General features: G+C 66.9%; 16 protein-coding genes. All 16 read left to right on the top strand.

Translation table 11 applies throughout. The features are described 5' to 3' along the window. The first annotated feature begins 81 nt into the window (after nucleotides 1-81). Nucleotides 82-1,035 (top strand): ABC transporter ATP-binding protein, encoded by a 954-nt coding sequence (locus BN3794_RS03205; protein ID WP_066093203.1) that lies wholly within the window; start codon nucleotides 82-84, stop codon nucleotides 1,033-1,035. Further along, nucleotides 1,032-1,823 (top strand): ABC transporter permease, encoded by a 792-nt coding sequence (locus BN3794_RS03200; protein WP_066093200.1) that lies wholly within the window; start codon nucleotides 1,032-1,034, stop codon nucleotides 1,821-1,823. Before BN3794_RS03205 ends, BN3794_RS03200 begins: the two co-directional genes overlap by 4 nt. A 179-nt stretch (nucleotides 1,824-2,002) precedes the next feature. Continuing rightward, nucleotides 2,003-2,362 carry a hypothetical protein gene (locus tag BN3794_RS03195; protein WP_147675633.1) on the top strand — a complete coding sequence of 120 codons (360 nt, stop codon included), beginning with the start codon at nucleotides 2,003-2,005 and terminating at the stop codon, nucleotides 2,360-2,362. 725 nt (nucleotides 2,363-3,087) lie between these two features. Further along, the gene (locus BN3794_RS03190) at nucleotides 3,088-3,366 is read left to right on the top strand and encodes a Flp family type IVb pilin (RefSeq protein ID WP_066093195.1); all 279 of its coding nucleotides are present in this window, start codon (nucleotides 3,088-3,090) and stop codon (nucleotides 3,364-3,366) included. Nucleotides 3,367-3,550: 184 nt separating this feature from the next. Then, nucleotides 3,551-5,014 carry a pilus assembly protein TadG-related protein gene (locus BN3794_RS03185; protein ID WP_066093192.1) on the top strand — a complete coding sequence of 488 codons (1,464 nt, stop codon included), beginning with the start codon at nucleotides 3,551-3,553 and terminating at the stop codon, nucleotides 5,012-5,014. 138 nt (nucleotides 5,015-5,152) lie between these two features. Further along, nucleotides 5,153-5,773, top strand: coding sequence for a hypothetical protein (locus tag BN3794_RS03180; RefSeq protein ID WP_147675632.1), 621 nt, complete (start codon nucleotides 5,153-5,155; stop codon nucleotides 5,771-5,773). Nucleotides 5,774-5,803: 30 nt separating this feature from the next. Then, nucleotides 5,804-6,589 (top strand): TadE/TadG family type IV pilus assembly protein, encoded by a 786-nt coding sequence (locus BN3794_RS03175; protein WP_066093186.1) that lies wholly within the window; start codon nucleotides 5,804-5,806, stop codon nucleotides 6,587-6,589. Beyond that, on the top strand, nucleotides 6,586-7,278 hold the full coding sequence (locus BN3794_RS03170) for a hypothetical protein (protein WP_066093182.1): 693 nt from the start codon (nucleotides 6,586-6,588) through the stop codon (nucleotides 7,276-7,278). The genes BN3794_RS03175 and BN3794_RS03170 overlap by 4 nt, the downstream gene beginning before the upstream one ends. After that, complete coding sequence (locus BN3794_RS03165; RefSeq protein WP_066093179.1) at nucleotides 7,275-7,469, top strand: hypothetical protein; 195 nt, start codon at nucleotides 7,275-7,277, stop codon at nucleotides 7,467-7,469. The genes BN3794_RS03170 and BN3794_RS03165 overlap by 4 nt, the downstream gene beginning before the upstream one ends. 29 nt (nucleotides 7,470-7,498) lie before the next feature. Next, the gene (gene cpaB, locus BN3794_RS03160) at nucleotides 7,499-8,326 is read left to right on the top strand and encodes a Flp pilus assembly protein CpaB (RefSeq protein ID WP_066093176.1); all 828 of its coding nucleotides are present in this window, start codon (nucleotides 7,499-7,501) and stop codon (nucleotides 8,324-8,326) included. A gap of 2 nt (nucleotides 8,327-8,328) precedes the next feature. Beyond that, entirely contained in the window at nucleotides 8,329-9,903 is a 1,575-nt protein-coding gene (locus BN3794_RS03155) for a type II and III secretion system protein family protein (RefSeq protein WP_236493168.1), read from the top strand. A 23-nt stretch (nucleotides 9,904-9,926) separates the two neighbouring features. Further along, nucleotides 9,927-11,627, top strand: coding sequence for a TadA family conjugal transfer-associated ATPase (locus BN3794_RS03150; RefSeq protein ID WP_187128030.1), 1,701 nt, complete (start codon nucleotides 9,927-9,929; stop codon nucleotides 11,625-11,627). Beyond that, a complete protein-coding gene (locus BN3794_RS03145) occupies nucleotides 11,627-12,475 on the top strand; it encodes a type II secretion system F family protein (protein WP_066093173.1) in 849 nt (282 codons plus the stop codon). The genes BN3794_RS03150 and BN3794_RS03145 overlap by 1 nt, the downstream gene beginning before the upstream one ends. Then, nucleotides 12,472-13,362, top strand: a complete 891-nt coding sequence (locus tag BN3794_RS03140; RefSeq protein ID WP_066093170.1) for a type II secretion system F family protein — start codon at nucleotides 12,472-12,474, stop codon at nucleotides 13,360-13,362. Before BN3794_RS03145 ends, BN3794_RS03140 begins: the two co-directional genes overlap by 4 nt. Continuing rightward, a complete protein-coding gene (locus BN3794_RS03135; protein ID WP_066093167.1) occupies nucleotides 13,359-13,739 on the top strand; it encodes a DUF192 domain-containing protein in 381 nt (126 codons plus the stop codon). The genes BN3794_RS03140 and BN3794_RS03135 overlap by 4 nt, the downstream gene beginning before the upstream one ends. A gap of 44 nt (nucleotides 13,740-13,783) precedes the next feature. Then, nucleotides 13,784-14,422, top strand: coding sequence for a TadE family protein (locus BN3794_RS03130; protein WP_066093163.1), 639 nt, complete (start codon nucleotides 13,784-13,786; stop codon nucleotides 14,420-14,422). Nucleotides 14,423-14,457: the final 35 nt, after the last annotated feature.

The raw sequence follows: 14,457 nt of genomic DNA, 5'->3' as shown, positions 1-14,457 counted from the left end.
AAACGCTGCGTTGCCCGGAGAGCAAGGCAGGGGCACCTATAATCGGCCCCCACATTCCGGCATCCGCCAAGGATCACCGACTTGACCGCCCTACCCGCTTCCGGCGCCCCGGCGCTGCACGTGCGCGACCTGCGCAAGACCTACGACAACGGCGTGCAGGCACTGCGCGGCATCGACCTGGACGTGGCGCCCGGAGACTTCTTCGCCCTGCTCGGCCCCAACGGCGCCGGCAAGTCCACGCTGATCGGCATCGTCTCCTCGCTGGTCAACGCCAGCTCCGGCGAGGTGTCGGTGTTCGGCACCGACCTGCTGCACCAGCGCGGCGCGGCCATGCGCCTGATCGGCCTGGTGCCGCAGGAAATCAACTTCAACCTGTTCGAGAAGCCCTACGACATCCTGGTCAACTACGCCGGCTTCTATGGGATCCCGCGCGAGGTGGCCGAGCCGCGCGCCGAGCAGGAACTGCGCCGCGCCCACCTGTGGGACAAGGCGCAGATGATGAGCCGCACGCTCTCCGGCGGCATGAAGCGCCGGCTGATGATCGCCCGCGCGATGATGACCGCCCCGCGCCTGCTGATCCTGGACGAGCCCACCGCCGGGGTGGACATCGAGATCCGCCGCGACATGTGGCATGCCCTGCGCGAGATCAACGCCGCCGGCACCACCATCATCCTGACCACGCACTACCTGGAAGAAGCCGAGAGCCTGTGCCGGCACCTGGCGATCATCAACCACGGCCGCATCATCGAGCAGGGCCCGATGCGCCAGCTGCTGGCCAAGCTGGACACGGAGAGCTTCGTGCTCGACATCGACGGCACCCTGCCGGCGCAGCTGCCGCTGATCGAGGGAGCGCGCCTCGACGCCACCGACCCGCAGACCCTGGCGCTGGACATGCCGCGGGCGATGGACCTCAACCGCGTGTTCACCGCGCTGAGCGGCGCCGGCATCCACGTGCGCTCGATGCGCCCGCGCAGCAACCGCCTGGAGGAATTGTTCGTGCGCCTGACCACCGACAAGATGGAGCAGGCCGCATGAGCACCGCCGCCCCCTCCATCGACCGCCGCAACTGGATCGCCTTCGTCACCATCGTGCGCCGCGAGGTGCAGCGCATCCTGCGCATCTGGGGCCAGACCCTGGTGCCGCCGGCGATCACCATGACCCTGTACTTCCTGATCTTCGGCAACCTGATCGGCTCGCGCGTGGGCACCATGGACGGGTTCTCGTACATGCAGTTCATCGTCCCCGGCCTGGTGATGATGAGCGTGATCCAGAACAGCTACGGCAACATCTCCTCCTCGTTCTTCGGCGCCAAGTTCGGCCGCCACGTCGAGGAACTGCTGGTCAGCCCCGCGCCCAACGCGGTCATCCTCTGGGGCTACGTGGCCGGCGCGGTGATGCGCGGGCTGATGGTCGGGGTCATCGTCCTGGTGATCGCCATGTTCTTCACCCCGGTGCGCATGCCGCACCCGCTGGTGACCGTGACCACGGTGCTGCTGGGCGCGACGATCTTCTCGCTGGCCGGCTTCGTCAACGCGGTCTACGCCCGCAAGTTCGACGACGTGGCGATCGTGCCGACCTTCATCCTGACCCCGCTGACCTACCTGGGCGGCGTGTTCTATTCGGTCAAGCTGCTGCCCGGCTGGGCGCAGGCGCTGACCCACGCCAACCCGATCTTCTACATGGTCAACGCGTTCCGCTACGGCCTGCTCGGCCAGTCCGACGTGCCACTGTGGGTCGCCTACGCGCTGATGATCGGCTTCGTCGTGGTGCTGTCGCTGTTCGCGGTGTGGCTGCTCCGGCGCGGCATCGGCCTGCGCAGCTGAGGACCGGTCGCCGCCGCGCGACGGGACTGGAGGCCCTTCGATCGCGCGCGACGAGAGCCGGGCATGCCGCAACCGGCCGCCGCATACCGCCGGTCTCCCCGCGCCAGCCCGACCGCGCTTGTCATCCTCGGATACGCTTGGGCCACTGGCCGTGCGCGGCGGAACCAAGGGAGCGTTCGATGAAGACAGGAAAAATCGGGTGGCGATCGTGGATCGGTGTCTGCCTGGCATTGGCCGTGGCAACGCCGGCAGGCGCATCGACGCCGGGGCAGACCTACTCGGGCACCGACTGGGGCAGCGTGGTCGGCATGACGTATGCGACGGCCAAGGCCTGCGGCGCTTCCCAGGCCCAACTGGAGGCCTACAAGCGCCGCAATCTCGCCAAGGGCCGCGGCATGGATCCCAGTCCGGACTATGCGGCCAAGTTCGAATCCGGCTTCAAGCAGGGTGTAGACAGCATGACACCTCTGGTACTGATGGGAGGCGGCAAGCCCGACCCTGGATCCTGCAAGACCGCGAGCGCGCAGTTGGCGGAATGACTTGAAGTCCCCGGGGGGAGGCCCCCCCGGGGCCACAGCGGGCTGCCAAGTCCGCTTGGCACACGACCGCCCGGAGACGTGCATTCGCGAGCACGCGGGCAATATCCGCGCGCGCCCATCCGGACCTTCGCGTCGCCCCTGGCGACGCCCCGGACGCGAACAGGAGCCGGGGCCACCAGTCGTGGCTCAAACCGGTCGCGGGCATCCGACCCGCCCCTGCCCTGGTCGCGCCGCCATCCGTCTTCATGCAGGCGGCTTGCCTGGCCGTCCCCCAGCCACTCCCCATTGCAAGGCATGACCCTTGCCTCGCAATCGTGATCGTGCTCACGACCGGCCGAAGCATGCCGCGCGCATGGCAGGCATCTACGCGGTTTGTCTGCCGACCTTCGATGCATGCGTGCTGTTGTCCCAGGCAGACGAATGCAAGTGCGAGGCCGCGTCATGGAAACGACACATGATCGACACCATGAGTCACGGGGTCACACACCCGAAGTGACGGCGGACACAATTCGACACACAACGTCAAAAAAACGCGTCCACGGCGTTGTTTGGTCATTTTCCGACTGCTAGCTTCGGCTCGCCTGACATATCGGCAATCTTCAAGAAAGCCGGAATGCAGACACGCATCGTTCCATTCCTGCAGTCAACCTCGCCCCGGTCCAGGTCCGATCCAGCACGACCGACCGCGCTGCAAGGATCGGGCAGCAACCCAGGAGATCCACCTCATGAAGAACCATTTCCGGCGTTTCGGCTTCAAGAAGCAGCACGGCCAGGGCATGACCGAGTACATCATCATCGTGGCCCTCATCGCGGTCGCCGCGATTGGGGTGTACTCGTATTTCGGCAAGACCGTCCGCAACCAGACCGCCGGCATCGCCCAGGAAATCAGCGGCAAGGGCGGCAAGTCGCAGATCCAGAAAGCCCAGCAGGCCTCCAACCAGGCCGCCAGCCTGGCCAACCAGGACAAGAAGATGGGCAGCTACGCCGACGGCAACGGCGACTGATCCATCGCTTCCGGAAGGATCGAGCACGGCGAAGGATCGCCAGATACCAAGGCCCGCTTTCCTTTGATCCCCCAACGGGTGAGGAACGGCGGACCGCCCCGGAACCCATCGAAACGGCGACGGCCCGGCAACGCCGGCCCATGCCGTCGCGTCGATACCCCCAGCGACCACCGAGGAGCTGCCAGTGTTTCCATCTGCCCGGCCGCCAGCGCGTACCGTCCAGCAGGGACAGGCGTTACCGCTGGTGCTGGTGTTCCTGGTGGTGCTCTGCGTGGGCCTGCTGGTGACGTTCAATACGGAGCAGGTCGTTTCCAAGAAGGTCGAGCTGACCCATGCCGCCGATGCGGCTGCCTACAGCATCGCCATCGAACAGGCGCGCGCGCGCAACCTGGCGGCCTATCTCAATCGTGCGCGCGTGGCCAACGAAGTGACCATCGCGCAGATGGTCAGCCTCAATTCCTGGCTGACCATGGTGCACTCCACCTCCGAACACTTCGAGAAGCTCATGAAAGTGGTGGGCATCCTGACCTCCTGGCTGGGGATCGGCGAGGTATTGCTGCAGGTCGGCCAGGTCATGGACCAGTTGAACAACGTCCTCACACAAGTCAGGCGGGCCCTCGTCATTCCCGGGTTCAACGGTGCGATCACCGGCCTGGACGGAATGGACTTCATCTACGCCGGCGCTGCCCAGGCGGCGCTGAGCGATGCGCTGAGCATCACCAACATCTCGCTGATGGCCAACAAGGTCGTCCAGGACAACGCCCCCGACGCCAGCCTGACACTCGGCGGGCGCGCGGTGCTGGTGAAGAACCTGGCCGCAGCCAACGATCAGCTGCAGCTGTACACCCCGGGCAGGCGCAACGGCGCCAGCGGCAGGACCAACGAAGGCGGCGAGCGCTATCGCAACGTGGTGATGGCCTCGCGCGACAAGTTCACCCGCGAGCGCAAGAGCGGTTTCCTGTTCCTGAAGAGCAACGGCGGCACCGATCTGGTCGATTACGACCGCTGGGCGGCCGTGGATACCTTCCAGTTCGAATTCGGGGTGATCAAGTTCCCGATCGGCTGGGGGGGCACCCAGGCGGTGGAAGGACGCAGGCCCAGTTTCTTCCCCGGCATCAATGGCAACCGCGGCTGGAAGTCGCCCTACGACAACAAGACCTACAAGGCCTACAACGGCATCAACAGCCGGCGCCTGGCCGGAAAAATGGTCGACGGCGATCCTGCCGGCACCGAAATGGGATTCAAGCGCAACGAGGCCTATTTCACCGGCTACAGGCACGGTTTGTCGCCGGCGTACTACGACGTCCGCAGCGAATACTCGCGCACGCCCGATGGAACCCGGGCCGGCCCGATCTACACCGTGGAAGTGGGCAACGACATCGGCAAGGTGCACACCAGCACGATGCTGGGGATGGGCTCTGACGACATGCGACTGCAGGACGAAGCGCGCAAGGGACAGATCCGCGCCGTCGCCAGTGCGCAGGTGTACTTCAACCGCCCCCACAAGAGCTATGACCTGTTCCGGCGCAGCGTGTGGGGCAAGCAGGACGACGACAAATTCGAAATGGGCAGCCTGTTTGCTCCCTATTGGCAGGCGCGCCTCGTCCAGACGCCGGACCAGGACCGGCTTGCATTGATGGTGCCTTGAACCTTGAACCTCCCATGCTCCCACCGTTGCTTGTCCATGCTGGCCTGCTGCCTGCTGATGGCGGCCTGCAACGCCAGCTCCGATGCCACTTCCGGGGGCGATGCCCCTCATCGCCCGCTGCCGGCGATAAGCGCGACCTTGTCCTGGGAGCGCCTGGATGGCGGCAGCAACCGCGTTCGCGAGGCCTATGCGACCTACATCGACAGCTGCAGGCAGGCGGGATTCCCCACCCGCGAACTCGCCCCGGACGAGGTCGACAAGCTGGGCCACGGCCAGGTGGACATCCGGATCGACGACCGGCACCAGCACGTGCGCCAGACCCGCTGGGAGTTCGAGCAGGACAGTGCGTCGGCCGGTCCAGCCGGCTGTGCCGCCAGGCTCGTGGCACACCAGGACGAGGCCGACGGATCCACCGATCCGGCCGATGGCATGTTCCTGCCGACAGAGGCGACCCCGCCGGAGCATGACGAAGGCGGCTGGCGCTATCTGGGAACGGGCCAGGTGCGCGGACAGGCCTGCAAGCGCTGGCAGAAGCAGGACCAGGAAGTGTGCATCTGGTCCGGTGGTACGGAGTGGGGGTTTGGCGATGGTCCCCTCGATGTGGCCGGCTGCGCGGTGGACAGCGCCGGCAGCTATTTTTCGGCCATCCCGCTGGAGGGCAACCCGCTGGCCGGCAATGGCTGCAAGCTGATGCTGCAGGCCTTCACCATCGGCAAGGGACCGCTGCCTCCCGAGCCCGCGAAGCCTCGCGGCAACTGACCGGGAGCCGACGTGCGACCGCCCCCCTCCATGACCGGCAGTTCTGCGCAGTGCGGCCAGGCCCTGGTCGAACTGGCGATATGTTGCGCGGTCCTGATACCGCTGTTCCTCCTGATTCCCTTGGTGGCCAAATACGGCCACGCCACCATCGTCGCGCAGCAGGCCGCACGCGATGCGGCCTGGGAAGCGACCGTTGCACCCAGCTACCACCTGCCCGATGCGGGCCAGCTGCGCAAACGCGTGCTGGATCGGAACTTCGCCACTGCCGACGCGATCATCCGGACCACGCCCACGGCGTCCGCCTCGCGCAAGTTCGGCGATCCGATGCTCGGCACCTTCTCGGGCCGGACGCTGCTCGATCGCGACGGCGTCACGGTGGCCAAGCCGGTCGAGCATGCCTCGCCCGGCTACACCCGTCTGGCCACCTTCGCGCTGAAGGTCAATGCGAATCGCTACGTCACCTCGGAAGTGACCATGCGCTACAACACCATCGCCCAGGCCAACGGCAGCCCGAACACCTATCTCGCACCCCTGGATTCCCTGGACCTGGTGCAGACGCGCCGGCAGTCCCTGCTGGCCGATGCGTGGAACGCCTCCGGCAGTCGCGACGGCGAGCGCAGGGTGCAGGACACGATGAAGGCGCTCGCGCCCGCGGGCTTCCTGTCCGACCTCGGGCTGGGCGGCGTGTTCGATGCGCTGGAACCGATGGGCGCGGTGCTGCCGATCGTCGGCGAACTGTCCCAGCTCGACCCGGGACACCTGGAGCCGGACATCGTGCCGGCCGATCGCCTGGCCAAGGATCCGGCCACGCCATGACGCATGGGTGCACGCATCCTCCTGGCCGGGCGTGGGCCCTGGCCTGCCTCGTACTGGCGGCATCGTCGGCGCAGGCCATCGACTGGCCGTCCGTGCCGGTGCCGGCCGCGGCACGCGGCGAACGGGTCAGCGACCACATGGTCTACAACGGGCTGGACATGCGCGCCAGCCGCTTCACCGTCGCCGCGTCGATGGACGAGGTGGTGGCGTTCTACCGCGCGCAATGGCCGGAGACGATGGCCGTCACGCCGCTCGGCAACGGGCGCATGGTACTGGGCCACCTGATCGACAGGCGCTTCTACGTCACCGTCGACCTGTCGCAACAGCCACAGTCGGTGCGGGCGCAGGTCGGAATCCTGCAGATGCCCGATGCGCCGGCACGCCCGAAGACGCTCGGGCAGGGCTTCGACAAGCTCCCCGGTACCCGCGTGGACCAGGATGTGGTGTACATGGACCTGCCCGCACGCGTGCGGACCCTGGGCATGAGCAACCGCTACTCCCCGTTCCAGAACGACCAGTTCTACCAGCGCCGGCTGGCGGGCCAGGGGTACACGCGGGACACCGCCGCGCAGGCCTGCGCGGCATCCAGCAGCAGGTGCGTATCGCGCTACGACGCCAAGGGCAGGCGCGTCACCGTCATCACGTCCCGCAGCAAAGGCGAGACCGCGGTCGTGGCGGTGATCGAATGATCCGCAGGCAGGTCATCCCGACGCGCGCGCAAGGCGGCCAGGCCACCATCGAGTACGCGGTGGTGCTGATCGCCCTGGTGCTGGTCCTCATCGCCAAGCCCGACGTGGTGACCGAGCTCGTCCAGGCACTGAAGGACGCCTATGCGGCATTCGTCTACGCCATTTCGGCTTCGGATCTCCCCGTCAGCTGATTCCCCCCGACCCTCCACCGGCACGCTCCATGCAGAAACCGAAACTGAGCAAGAACGTCCTGTACATCGTCATCGCCGTTGCCATGGCGGCGCTGGCCGCGCTGGTCGCCGTCAGCTACGTGCGCACGACGGTAGCGGAGAAGACCCGCGACGACCGCCCCATGCTGGAAGTCGCCGTGCCGCTGAAGGACATGGAGCGGGGCACCATCATCCAGCCCGGGGACCTGGCCGTGCGCACCGTGCCCGAGGAGTTGGTGCCCGCCGATGCGGTGACCCCCGGCAACCACGAACAATACGAAGGGCGCATGCTCCGCGCCCCGATCCGCCGTGGCGCGCCGCTCAGTGCCAGCACGCTCGTTCCCCTGTACGACCAGTTCTCGCGGCTGATCCCCCAGGGCAAGGTGGCCTATACGCTGAGCGTGGACGAGAACAATTCGATCTCCGGGATGCTGGCACCCGGCGACCTGATCGACATCCTGTTCCTCAAGGATGCCGCCGCCGACAGTGGCCCCGGCACGCAGGCAGGCGCCGAGGTCCTGCCGCTGCTGCAGCAGGTCAAGGTACTGGCCACGGGCAACCGCATCGGCGAGCGCCTGCCGTCGCCGGACGAGGGCGATACCCCGGCCAACGAAGGCTTCTCCTCGGTCACCCTCGAACTGGACCAGTACCAGGCCAGGCGCCTGGCGATCGCGGCCAAGGTGGGTGCGCTGCGCGTGCTCCTGCGCGAAGTCGGGGACCGCTCGCCCGGCGCGGCCAACGGCCTTTCCGAACGCCAGCTGATGCAGTCGCTGGGCGGAGACCACCCGCAGGGCGGGGGCGCCAGCGGCGTCGAATTCATTATTGGGGCAAGGGGTTGACGATGAAGGATGTATCCGGCTGCGGTCCTGCATACCGCGGCATTGCGATCACGTGCGTGCTGGGCATGGTGCTGGCGGGGGCGCTCGTGCCGACCACGGTACGGGCCGACTCGCGGGCACCTGCGGGCGGAGCGCTGCCACCGGACGTCGCCGCGGCGCTGGCCCGTTCCGGGCAGGTCACCTCCGCGGCCGATGCCGCTGACCAGGAACCGCGCCCGACCGAGCGGGCGGCGCAACCGGCTGCCGCGGCCACGGCGCAGATCCAGGAAATCAATCCGAGCACCGGCGGAGGTGTCGCATTGCCGGGCGACAACCAGCGTTCGGTGGCACCGCTGATGCCGGCGCGGCTTGCCCTGCATGCCGGCGAGGCCATCGTGCGCCGCATGCCGACCTCATTGCGCCGGGTCGCGGTGGGCGACGGGGAGATCGTCAATGTCTTCACCGTGGGCAAGAGCGAGGTCGTGCTCATCGGCAGCAAGCCGGGCGAAACCAATATCCACCTGTGGATGCACGACGGCAGCCAGCGCGATGTCGCGGTGAACGTCGCCGGCGAGCGGTCCGATGCCGCCGCCGAAACCGTCCGCCAGGTGATCGGCGACGTCCCGGGGATGCAGATCAGGACGATCGGCTCCCACATCGTCGTCACCGGCAAGGAGATGGACCTGGCCACGCGCACCAAGCTGGAGGCATTGCAGAAGGTCTATCCGCAGATCCTCAATTTCGTCGGCAACAATCCGGTCGAAATGAAACCCATGGTGATGATGGATGTCACCATCATGGAGTTCAACAAGAATGCGGTCGAGGACCTGGGCATCCGCTGGGACAGCACGATCGCCGGCCCGTCCGGCGGCCTGATCCGCGACTGGCGCGGCAACAATTACTTCCGGGTGCTGCCGGAGGGCAACCAGACCTTCGACGACGTCAAGGACAACCTGCCGACGCGGTTCAGCCATGCCCAGGGTTATTTCGGCATCGCCAGCACCATCGCCTCGCAGATCAACCTGCTGATGAGCCGCGGCAAGGCCTGGGTGCTGGCCGAGCCCAAGCTGAGCGCCAAGAGCGGCAGCAGTGCCTCGTTCCTGGTGGGGGGCGAGGTGCCCATTCCCATTCCCGCCGGCTTCGGCCAGACCCAGATCGAGTACAAGGAATACGGCATCCGCCTCAACATCAGTCCTTCGGTCAACACCAACAACGAGGTGTCCACCTCGATCATGACCGAGGTCAGCCGCGTGGACCCGTCGGTGTCGGTGCAGGGCGTGCCGGGCTTCCTGACCCGGCGCGCGGACACGGAGATCAACGTCAAGGCCGGAGAAACCATCGTGATCTCCGGGCTGCTCGACCGCGAGGCCTCCAAATCGGTGGACAAGCTGCCCATCCTTGGCGATATCCCGATCCTCGGCAAGCTGTTCCGCTCCGACGGCTTCCGCGGCAACAAGACCGAACTGGTCATCTTCGTGACTCCGCACGTGGTTTCGCCCACCTCCCCGGAGAACCTGCGCGAGCTGGACCGCAGCGGCGAGATGATCCGCTCCATGGGGTCGGACATCAGCCCGCGCCAGAACACCCTCGTGCAGTAATTTCCGGATACGCACTGCCGCCGATGTTTACCGTAGAGATCCAGACACAAGGCCGCCAGCCCCGCCAGGTACGTTGCCTGCACCGCGAATGCGGCATCGGCCGCGGCGATGCCAACCTGGTCGTGCTGCAGGGCTGGACCATCGCCAGCAGGCACGCCAACCTGACCCGCGAGGACGACGGCGTCTACATCCTGTCCCTGGGCGGCAAGGAGCCGATCCTGCTCAACGGCAAGGTCGTCACCGCCAGGCGCGGGCCGATCAGCGGCGAGGACGAGATCCGGATCGGCAGCTACTTCCTGAGGATCACGGGCGAGGACGCGGTGCCGCGTGCAACGTCAGCGCCCTCTTCCGGGGCCGCCACCGGGGCCGCTGCCGCCACGACGGCCGTCGCGGCCGACGCGCCGCCGGCCGCGGCCGTTCCGCAGCCGGTCGCCAACGCGCCAGACATCGTGGCCTGGCGCCACAAGTTGCACCTGGCGCTGGTGCGGCAGATGGACCTGCGCCGCATGGACGTGCGCAGCATGGACGATCAGGCGCTGCGCGAGACCGTGGCCAATCTCATCCGCGACATCATGGAGCGCGAATTCCGCGACCTACCCAAGGGCATCAATCCACGCCGGCTGGCCAAGCAGGTGCTCGACGAGGCGGTCGGGCTCGGGCCGCTGGAGGACCTGATCTCCGACCCCACCGTCACCGAGATCATGGTGAACTCGCACGACGACATCTTCATCGAACGGCAAGGCCGGATCGAACGCTCGGACGTGACCTTCTCCAACGAGCGCGCCTGCCTGGCCGCCATCGAACGCATCGTCACCCCGCTGGGCCGCCGCATCGATGAAAGCTCGCCCCTGGTCGATGCACGCCTGAAGGACGGCTCGCGCGTCAACGCGGTCATCCCGCCGATCGCGCTGCGCGGGCCCAGCATCAGCATCCGCAAGTTCGCCACCCGGCGCCTGCTCGGCGAAGACCTGCTCAAGTTCGGCACGATCAACGAGGCGATGCTCGAATTCCTCACCGTCGCCGTGCGGGAGCGACGCAACATCGTCGTGTCCGGGGGCACCGGATCGGGCAAGACCACCCTGCTCAACATCCTTTCGAACTTCATTCCCGACGGCGAGCGCGTGGTGACGATCGAGGATGCCGCCGAGCTGCGCCTGGTCCAGCCCAACCTGGTGTCGCTGGAAGCGCGCCCGGCCAACATGGAAGGCAAGGGCCAGATCACCATCCGCGACCTGGTGAAGAATTCGCTGCGCATGCGCCCGGACCGGATCGTGGTCGGCGAATGCCGTGGCGGCGAGGCGCTGGACATGCTGCAGGCGATGAACACCGGCCACGAAGGCTCGCTCACCACCGCCCACGCCAACAATCCACGCGAGACCCTCTCGCGCCTGGAGGTGATGGTGATGATGGCCGGGATGGAGCTGCCCATGGTCGTGGTGCGCGAGCAGATCGCCTCGGCGATCAACCTCATCGTGCACCAGCGCCGCTACCCCTGCGGTTCGCGCAAGGTCAGCCACATCACCGAGATCACCGGCATCGAGAGCGGCACGATCCAGATGCAGGACATCTTCCTGTTCAAGCCGACCACCTACCACGGCCAGGACGGCAAGGTCGCAGGCAACTTCATCGCCACCGGCGCGGTGCCCGAGTTCTACGAGTCGCTGGCCGAACGCGGCGTGGCGGTGGACCTGGGCATCTTCCGCAATGCGGGCGGAGGACTGTGATGCTGATCTGGCTGGTGGCACTGCTGGTATTCGTCTTCGCAGGCATCGTGACCTGGATCGCGGCGCGCTCCAGCGAGGCCTTCATGGCGCGTTACCGCGAGAACTTCATGCACCAGGCCAGGTTGAACCTGGCTGACATGTTCCTGTTCATGGATACCACCCAGCTGTTCTGGTTCAACGTGGCGGTGCTGCTGGTGGTGCCGGTGGCCATCCTGCTGGCCACCGGCAGCCTGCTGCTCGCGGTACCGGCGGTGATCGTGCTGTTCTTCGCACCGCGCAAGATCTACCTGTGGCTGCGGCGGCGGCGCCTGGAGAAGATCCAGGAGCAGCTGCCGGAGACACTGCAGATGCTCTCCAGCAGCCTGCGCGCCGGCGTGGGTTTCGCCCCGGCCATGGAGGTGCTGGTCGCCGACGGCCAGCCGCCGCTGGCCCAGGAGCTGGCACTGGTGCTGCGCGAACAGCACCTGGGCGTGCGTGCCGAAGAGGCCATGGAACATTTCGCGCAGCGCGTGCCGATCGTGGATGCCGAGCTGTTCGTTTCGGCCGTGAACATCTCGCGCGAGGTGGGCGGCAACCTGGCCGAAACGCTGGCAACGCTGTCGGAGACTTTGCGCCGGCGCCTGATCATGGAGAAGAAGGTCAAGGCACTGACGTCGCAGGGCAAGCTCCAGGGCATCGTGATGGCGGCGCTGCCGGTGTTCCTGGTGGGCTATCTCGTGCTCATGTATCCCAGCACCATGCAACCGATGTTCCACAGCTGGCACGGCTGGATGGTCATCGGCGTCTGCGCGGTGATGGAATACCTGGGTTATCGCCTGTGCAAGAAGATCATGACGATCGACGTATGACCTGGATGCTCGTACTCGTGGGGATACTGGTGGCCGCCGCGGTGGTGCTGGCGGTCGTGGGCACCCGCGGCGCGATCCGCGAAGTGGAACTGGAGGACCGTACCTACTACGACCCGCTGCCACGCCTGATGCAGCTGATGTGGCCGCTGGTCACCGTACTCACGCGCAACATCGCCCCGCGGCTGAGCGTGACGCAGCTGGAGGTCACCCATCGCCAGCTCCAGGCGGCCGGCCAGGACTACACGCTGACCCCGGAGGAGTTCTACGGCCTGCGTGCGGCCAGCGCGATCGTCGCCGTGCTGTTCTTCTCGCTGTGCCTGCTGATGCTGGGCCGGCTGGACGTGGGCAGCTTCGCGCTGTGCCTGGTATTCGGCGGCCTGCTGGGCTGGCTGTATCCGAGCCTGTGGCTGAGCGAGCGACGCAAGACGCGGGTGAAGTCGGTGATACGCGACCTGCCCATCTACCTGGACTTCCTCACCATGTCGGTGGAAGCCGGCCTGAATGTCACCGGCGGCATCGAGCAATCGGTAGCCAAGGGTCCGCCCGGGCCGCTCTCGCAGGAGTTTTCGCGCATGCTGCGCGACATCCGCGCCGGCCTGCCACGCGCCGAGGCGCTCAAGCGCATGGCCGAGCGCATGAACATCGGCCAGATCAACAACTTCACCAGCGCCATCATCCAGGCGGACAAGGTCGGCGCGAGCCTGAGCGCCACGCTGCGCGCGCAGGCCAACCAGCGCCGCGAGGAGCGCTTCCTGCGCGCGGAGAAGCTTGCGCTGGAGGCGCCAGTAAAGATGATGGCGCCCCTGGTCATGTTCTTCTTCCCGCTGATCTTCATCTTCATCGGCTACTTCATCTATCTGAAGATGATCGAGGAGGGCCTGCTGTGAAAGCCGGGACGATCGAACGCGACGCGGCGCCTGCCATCGCGCTGGCATGGAACGCGGACCGCTGGTGGACGCGGTTGCGTGGCCTGCTCGGGCGCGCGCCATTGCCCGCCGACGGTTCGCAGGCGCTGCTGATCCAGCCCTGCGCCAGCGTCCACACGTTCTGGATGCGTTATCCACTGGACATCGTCTTCCTGGACCGCGCGCAGCGGGTGCTCGGCTGGCGCGAGAACGTACGCCCCTGGCGTGCTGCCGCCCAGCCCGGCGCCCGGACCACCGTCGAATTCCATGCCGGCGCGCTGGCGATCCTGCAGCCGCGGCTGGGCGAACGATGGACATGGCGGCCGCTGCCGTCGCCCCCCGCCGGAGGTCGCGGATGATGCAGACAACCCGATGTGGGCCGCGCGCTTTCCCTGTCCGCGCCATGCGCGGGCAGTCCCTGGTGGAGTTGCTGGTGGTGGCCCCGGTGCTGTTTTTCCTCATCCTGGCGGTGATCCAGGCGGTACTGCTTTACCGTACCAAGGCGACCCTGGATTACGCCGCGCTGATGGCCGCACGCGCCGGCGCCACCAGCGGCCTGAAGAAGGCGGAGATGGATGCGGCCTTCGCCAAGGGCATGATGCCGCTGTACGCTCACAAGACCGGAATGACCGAGCTCCAGGCCGCCTACGTGCGTGCCCGGGCCGATCTCCTGCTGCATGGCAGGATCGAGATCGTCAGTCCCACCCGGGCCGCCTGGAACAGCTTCAAGGAGAAGCAGTACCACGACGGCAAGTACCAGTACGTCCTGCCCAACGACAACCTGGCCTACCGCAGCACCGCCATCAAGGGGGCGGTCAATGTCCAGGACGCCAACATCCTGAAGGTCCGGGTGGTGTACGACAGCCCGCTGGTCGTGCCCTTCGTTGGCCTGGTCCTGGGTGGTCGTTCCGGCTATCTCAAGCCCGATACCGCGGAAGGCTCGCTGCTCGACCGGCTCAGCGGCCGGTTGCCGATCGAGGCGTCGGCCATGGTCCGCATGCAGTCGCCCATCGGCACCGCCCAGGCAGGCGCCCTGCCATGAAGGGACACGCCACTCCCGGATGTGTCCTTGGTGCA

Origin of the sequence: Xanthomonas massiliensis, assembly GCF_900018785.1 — a bacterium.
Classification (GTDB): domain Bacteria; phylum Pseudomonadota; class Gammaproteobacteria; order Xanthomonadales; family Xanthomonadaceae; genus Xanthomonas_B; species Xanthomonas_B massiliensis.
This window is presented reverse-complemented; position numbering and strand designations above follow the sequence as displayed.

What these genes read in the sequence shown, in the direction of transcription:
- BN3794_RS03165 (WP_066093179.1), top strand. Translation starts at nt 7,275, where the DNA reads ATGATCCGCAGGCAGGTCATCCCGACGCGCGCGCAAGGCGGCCAGGCC.
- BN3794_RS03195 (WP_147675633.1), top strand. Translation starts at nt 2,003, where the DNA reads ATGAAGACAGGAAAAATCGGGTGGCGATCGTGGATCGGTGTCTGCCTG.
- BN3794_RS03155 (WP_236493168.1), top strand. Translation starts at nt 8,329, where the DNA reads ATGAAGGATGTATCCGGCTGCGGTCCTGCATACCGCGGCATTGCGATC.
- BN3794_RS03130 (WP_066093163.1), top strand. Translation starts at nt 13,784, where the DNA reads ATGCGCGGGCAGTCCCTGGTGGAGTTGCTGGTGGTGGCCCCGGTGCTG.
- BN3794_RS03140 (WP_066093170.1), top strand. Translation starts at nt 12,472, where the DNA reads ATGACCTGGATGCTCGTACTCGTGGGGATACTGGTGGCCGCCGCGGTG.
- BN3794_RS03150 (WP_187128030.1), top strand. Translation starts at nt 9,927, where the DNA reads ATGTTTACCGTAGAGATCCAGACACAAGGCCGCCAGCCCCGCCAGGTA.
- BN3794_RS03145 (WP_066093173.1), top strand. Translation starts at nt 11,627, where the DNA reads ATGCTGATCTGGCTGGTGGCACTGCTGGTATTCGTCTTCGCAGGCATC.
- cpaB (WP_066093176.1), top strand. Translation starts at nt 7,499, where the DNA reads ATGCAGAAACCGAAACTGAGCAAGAACGTCCTGTACATCGTCATCGCC.
- BN3794_RS03190 (WP_066093195.1), top strand. Translation starts at nt 3,088, where the DNA reads ATGAAGAACCATTTCCGGCGTTTCGGCTTCAAGAAGCAGCACGGCCAG.
- BN3794_RS03200 (WP_066093200.1), top strand. Translation starts at nt 1,032, where the DNA reads ATGAGCACCGCCGCCCCCTCCATCGACCGCCGCAACTGGATCGCCTTC.
- BN3794_RS03170 (WP_066093182.1), top strand. Translation starts at nt 6,586, where the DNA reads ATGACGCATGGGTGCACGCATCCTCCTGGCCGGGCGTGGGCCCTGGCC.
- BN3794_RS03175 (WP_066093186.1), top strand. Translation starts at nt 5,804, where the DNA reads ATGACCGGCAGTTCTGCGCAGTGCGGCCAGGCCCTGGTCGAACTGGCG.